This is a genomic window from Streptomyces sp. 13-12-16 (genome assembly GCF_002114215.1).
In the GTDB taxonomy this organism is placed as follows: Bacteria; Actinomycetota; Actinomycetes; order Streptomycetales; family Streptomycetaceae; genus Streptomyces.
In genome coordinates this window covers 1-4,194 of sequence record NZ_NCTE01000472.1, presented here as the reverse complement: position 1 = coordinate 4,194, position 4,194 = coordinate 1, and the positions used below count along the sequence as shown (strand labels likewise).

At 71.3% G+C, this 4,194-nt stretch carries 6 protein-coding genes and 1 pseudogene; 4 read left to right on the top strand and 3 right to left on the bottom strand.

What is annotated here, in order from left to right:
- From B7767_RS18865 to B7767_RS18855, 3 genes are all read left to right on the top strand, one after another.
- Positions 1-298: hypothetical protein (locus B7767_RS18865; RefSeq protein WP_218775800.1), on the top strand; the 298-nt coding region annotated here is incomplete at its 5' end.
- Between the two features lie 66 nt (positions 299-364).
- Positions 365-1,231: a hypothetical protein gene (locus B7767_RS18860; protein ID WP_085573205.1), complete on the top strand. Its 867-nt coding sequence runs from the start codon at positions 365-367 to the stop codon at positions 1,229-1,231.
- Positions 1,224-1,868 (top strand): PhzF family phenazine biosynthesis protein, encoded by a 645-nt coding sequence (locus B7767_RS18855; protein WP_085573204.1) that lies wholly within the window; start codon positions 1,224-1,226, stop codon positions 1,866-1,868. Before B7767_RS18860 ends, B7767_RS18855 begins: the two co-directional genes overlap by 8 nt.
- Before the next feature lie 46 nt (positions 1,869-1,914).
- Here the strand turns inward: B7767_RS18855 and B7767_RS18850 are convergent, their stop codons facing one another.
- Entirely contained in the window at positions 1,915-2,562 is a 648-nt protein-coding gene (locus tag B7767_RS18850) for a heme oxygenase (biliverdin-producing) (protein WP_085573203.1), read from the bottom strand.
- Between the two features lie 135 nt (positions 2,563-2,697).
- Complete coding sequence (gene map / locus B7767_RS18845; protein ID WP_085573202.1) at positions 2,698-3,555, bottom strand: type I methionyl aminopeptidase; 858 nt, start codon at positions 3,553-3,555, stop codon at positions 2,698-2,700.
- 83 nt (positions 3,556-3,638) lie between these two features.
- Here map and B7767_RS18840 point away from each other — a divergent pair, with 83 nt between their 5' ends.
- Positions 3,639-3,869, top strand: coding sequence for a hypothetical protein (locus B7767_RS18840; RefSeq protein WP_085573201.1), 231 nt, complete (start codon positions 3,639-3,641; stop codon positions 3,867-3,869).
- A 43-nt stretch (positions 3,870-3,912) separates the two neighbouring features.
- Here the strand turns inward: B7767_RS18840 and B7767_RS18835 are convergent.
- Positions 3,913-4,194 (bottom strand): annotated as a pseudogene (locus B7767_RS18835) (hypothetical protein); the annotation flags it as partial.

Below are 4,194 nucleotides of genomic sequence, written 5' to 3'. Positions count from 1 at the left end.
TCCAGGGGCGGTTATGAGGCGTTTTTCCGTACAGGGGCGTGACTACTTCGCGCTCGTCGTCCTGAGTGACCACAACGACTTCGATGCCATGGAAGTGGTGGAGTGGGTCGAGGGCGCACCCGGCGGGACACTGCTCGAATTCCGTATGGACGACACCTTGGCGCGGCTGAGCTTCATCCGGCCGGAAATCGACATCACCCTGCTCAGGGCGGCGGTGGACATCTTCCGGGAGGAGTTCTTCGAACCCAGATGGGCTTCCGGGGCACCCTGCCCTCCCTGGGAGGGGGGAGCACTGTGAGAGAGGCCGAGGGCCGACCCCGGAAATGGTTTCCGCCCGTCCCGGCCGTCACCCAGACTCGGTCCCATGACGAGGTGGAACAGACAGTCCCGGCCGGGAGGCGGGCTGGTGCTGACCGTTTCGGGCCGGCCCGGCCCGCCCCCGCTGCGTTGCGAGACGGCGGACGGGGGCCGGATGCTGCTGCGGCAGCAGGACCGGCCGTTGCTGCTGGGCCGTGCGGACACCGAGGGCTGCTGCCGTGACCTCTCCCTCCACCGCTTCGACGCCTACCGTTCGCCACTACCGCCCCTGAGCTCCACGGCCCAGCGATCGACCGCCGGCTGGGCTCACCGGTACGCCCACTGGCTGGAGGAGTCCCCCGGTGTCCCGGTGCACGACGGGCGCTGGCAGCTGTCCCCGCGGTCCGCCTTCGCACCGGGCATCTGGACCGAGGACCTGGTGCGCGACTGGCCTGGCGGCAGCCTGGAGCTGTACTGCGGCGGCGGCTGGCACGGCGTCCTTCCCCTGCGCCGGCTGTCACCGCCCGATGCCCCGCGCGTGAAGGCGTACCGCAAGCACGTCCGCGAGGGCACCCTGGCACCCGTACTGCTGTGGTGGGTCACCTTCCTCGACGGCTGGCTGATCCTCGACGGCCACGACCGCGCAGTCGCCGCGCTGGCGGAGGGAGGGGAACCTCCGTGTCTGGAGCTCGTACGACTGACCGGCGACGAGCAGTGGCGGCGCACCGCCGACGAGTTGACCGAGGCGTACCGGCGGCGGGCGGAACGTCCGGCCGCTCCCCATCAGCGGGCGGCCCTGGAGCGCGGGTACGCCGACACGATGGCCTCCCTGCCGTACGACGGTGCCCCCACCCTCACCTGGCCCCTGGCCGGTGGCACCGTGACCTGGGACGACCTCGCCGCCCGTACGGTGCTTGAATGCCCCCGTGACTGATTACGACGTGGTGCGCGTCTTCTGCGGGCCCCGTGGCGGGTACGGCAATGAACTGGGTGTCGTGCGCAACGGCTCCGTGATGCCCGAGCGCGAGGAGCGGCAGGAGTTCGCCGCGAAGCTCGGGTTCAGCGAGACCGTGTTCGTCGACGACCCCGAGCGCGGGGTGATCGACATCTACACCCCCACCCTGCGCCTGCCCTTCGCCGGCCACCCCTGCGTCGGCACCGCCTGGCTCCTCGACGTGCCCGAACTGGTCGTCCCCGCCGGGGTGATGGGCGCCCGGCAGGACGGGGAGTTCTGCTGGATCGAGGCGCGGGCGGAGTGGGCGCCGCCGCGCACCCTGCGCCAGTACGCGAGCGCCGCCGAGGTCGACGACCTGCCCGTGCCGCCGAAGGGGGAGTGGATCTACGCCTGGGCCTGGCTGGACGAGCCGGCCGGCCGGATCCGGGCCCGCGCCTTCCCCGGCCGCGACGACGGCATCGACGAGGACGAGGCGACGGGTGCCGCGGCCCTCCTCCTCACCGACCGCCTGGGCCGCGCCCTGAACATCACCCAGGGCACGGGCTCCCAGATCCTCACGGCCCCCCAGCCGGAGGGCTGGACGGAGATCGGCGGCCGGGTCTACCTGGAGCGCTGACGGCTCCGCCGCGCGACGGAGACGGCTGTGACGGCGGCGGCAGGGCTCACGCCGACAGCGGGAACTCCTCGCCCAGTGCCCGGAACACCTCCGTGTTCAGCGCGAACGCCCGCTTGCACTCCGTCACGACGCGCTGCTTCTCCAGGTCGTCCACCGGGACCGCGTCCAGGAGTTCGCGGTAACCCCGCTTGAAGGCCGCCGGGTTGGGGATCCCCTCGAAGACGTAGAAGCGGACGCCGTCGCCCTTCCTCGTGAAGCCCCACGTCCTCTCCGCCTTGTCGCGGATGATCTGGCCGCCGGAGAGGTCGCCCAGGTAGCGGGTGTAGTGGTGGGCGACGTAGCCGGACGGCCAGGTGCGGGCGCACTCGGTGACTCGGGCGGCGTACGTCCGTGTGGCGGGGAGGGCGGTCAGGGTGGAGCGCCAGCCGGGGCCGCGCAGGTGGGCCAGGTCGCGTTCCAGGGAGGGCAGGCGGAACAGTTCCGGCCGGACGAACGGGCCCGCCACCGGGTCCGGTATCAGTCCCCGCGCCTCGGACTCCAGGGCCTCGTACACGAACCACAGCTGCTCGGTGTAGCGCGCGTACGCGTCCACGCCCAGCCGGCCGCCCAGCAGATCGCTCATGAACGTCGACGTCTCCGCCTCCGTGTGCTGCTCGTGGGAGGCGGTGCGGATGAGGGTCGAGAAGGAGTCCATGAGTCCAGATCTTTTATGGTTAGGCTTACCTAAGTCAATGGCTTGCCGACGGTTCGTCGGTAAACCCCCGGCCTGCCACGGCACGGAAAAGCCCGCCCTCCGGAACGGGGAGCGGGCAAGGAGCCGGCGGGACGGTCACGGCAGCGTCAGGATGTCCGCGCCGGTGTCCGTCACCACCAGCGTGTGCTCGAACTGCGCCGTGCGCTTGCGGTCCTTCGTCACGACCGTCCAGCCGTCGTCCCACATGTCGTACTCGTGGGTGCCCAGCGTCAGCATCGGCTCGATGGTGAAGGTCATCCCCGGCTGGATCACCGTCGTCGCGTGCGGGCTGTCGTAGTGCGGAATGATCAGGCCCGAGTGGAAGGACGAGTTGATGCCGTGGCCGGTGAAGTCACGGACCACGCCGTAGCCGAACCGCTTCGCGTACGACTCGATCACCCGGCCGATGATGTTGATCTGCCGGCCCGGCTTGACCGCCTTGATCGCGCGGGCGAGGGACTCGCGGGTGCGCTCCACCAGCAGGCGGCTCTCCTCGTCCACCTCCCCGACCAGGTACGTCGCGTTGTTGTCGCCGTGCACCCCGCCGATGTACGCCGTCACGTCCAGGTTGACGATGTCGCCGTCGCGCAGCACCGTCGAGTCCGGGATGCCGTGGCAGATGACCTCGTTGACGGACGTGCACAGCGACTTGGGGAAGCCGCGGTAGCCGAGCGTCGACGGGTAGGCGCCGTGGTCGCACATGTACTCGTGCGCCACCCGGTCCAGTTCGTCCGTCGTCACGCCGGGCGCGATCAGCTTCGCGGCCTCCGCCATCGCCCGCGCGGCGATCCGGCCGGCGGTGCGCATCGCCTCGATCGTCTCGGGCGTCTGCACCTCCGGACCGGTGTACGGCGTCGGGGCGGGCTTGCCGACGTATTCGGGACGGCGGATGTTCCCGGGCACGGAGCGGGTGGGGGACAGCTCCCCAGGGGCGAGCAGCGACTGGCCAGACATGCCGGCGAGTCTAATTCAGCGGCGACGGGGGACCATCTTCCTGGTGGGACGGTGAGACGGCGAGACGGTGAGAGGAGCCGGTCATGCCCCTGTTCAAGAAGCGGACGGTCGGAAAGCCGGGCGAGTGGTACTACTGCCTGGAGCACAAGAAGGTCGAGGAGGGCCCCGAGTGCCCGGCCAAGGACCGCTTCGGCCCGTACGCGAGCCGCACCGAGGCCGAACACGCCATGGAGAAGGCCCGCGAGCGCAACCTCCAGTGGGAGAACGACTCCAGGTGGCGCGACGCCCCCGCGGGCGAGCGGGGCGACGACTGACCCCAGGGGACAGCAGGAGCTTCTGCACCGGCGCGGGCCCGCGCTACCAGCGTGTCGGCGGCGGGGCCGTCAGCAGGTCGGCCAGCCGCGACAGACGGTCCCGGAAACGGCGGGGGCCCCGGCGGGCCGGCAGCGCGTTCTCGCCGGCCGCCGCGCCGACCAGGTGCTGCACGGTGTCCAGGTCCAGCTCGGAGCCGTCGGGGACGGGCAGGATCTCGTGGGCCATCGCCGGGAGCTCACCCTCGCCGGGGCCCAGCGACAACACCGTCGCCCCGGCCCGGCGGGCGTCGCACACCCGCTCGAGGAGCGGGGCCGCCTCCTCCCC